The following is a 698-nucleotide window of genomic DNA, read 5'->3' as shown; positions in this document are numbered from 1 at the left end:
TTGCGCGATTTCTTGACCGTGGCCTTGGCCAGGTCCCGGCCGTTTTCAACGGCCGCCTTTGCTTCTTCCTGGGCATCGCCCAGGATGCGTTTCTTCTCTGCTTGCGCCTTTTGGCGCTCCTCAGCACGCCATTTTGATGGCGGCACATGCTGCCGCTTCTCGGGCAGAGGTTTTCCCTCTGCCCGCGCCTGGCGCCGGGCTTCGGCACGACGCTCCCCCCTGGTGATCCCGATTGTCTCGAAGGCCTCTCCGGCAAGATCCTGGGCATGCTCATAGCTCTTGATGAGCGGGTTCTCAGATGCCTGCAGCAGGATCTGATGCCCCCGGTTGGCGGATGGCTTCTCGGTCCAAACGGCCACGACAAAATGGATGTGATAAGCCTCTTCATCAACGTGGGCACTGGCATAGCGCAGCTGACCATTTGGAAAGTTTTCACGGAGGAACGACATGGCGGTTTTGCGGAAAGCAGAGACACGTTCCGGATCCCATTCCAACAGGCCTGCGCCACCGAACCAGTCTTTGTTGACAGTGAATATGCCTTCCCGCAGCGGGCCCCTGCTGCAGGATCGCCAGGGATCCGCAGGCCCTTCCGCCTCCAGCTTCCTGGCGTCCTTCATGCGTGACTTGGCCTTCAGCGCGCGCAAATGCTCCTGGTGATTGTGACGGCGCATCTCAGCAATTTCGCCGCGTATCTGCTG

General features: G+C 60.2%; 1 protein-coding gene. It reads right to left on the bottom strand.

Going from position 1 to position 698, the window contains the following annotated elements; genetic code table 11:
- The coding region (locus tag GC1_RS21805; RefSeq protein ID WP_237754663.1) for a plasmid recombination protein at positions 1 to 617 on the bottom strand (617 nt) is incomplete at its 3' end.
- Between the last annotated feature and the right edge of the window lie 81 nt (positions 618 to 698).

This window comes from Leisingera sp. ANG1 (assembly GCF_000203975.2).
GTDB lineage: Bacteria > Pseudomonadota > Alphaproteobacteria > Rhodobacterales > Rhodobacteraceae > Leisingera.
The sequence above is the reverse complement of the archived record's forward strand: the minus strand, read 5'-3'. Positions and strand labels throughout refer to the sequence as shown.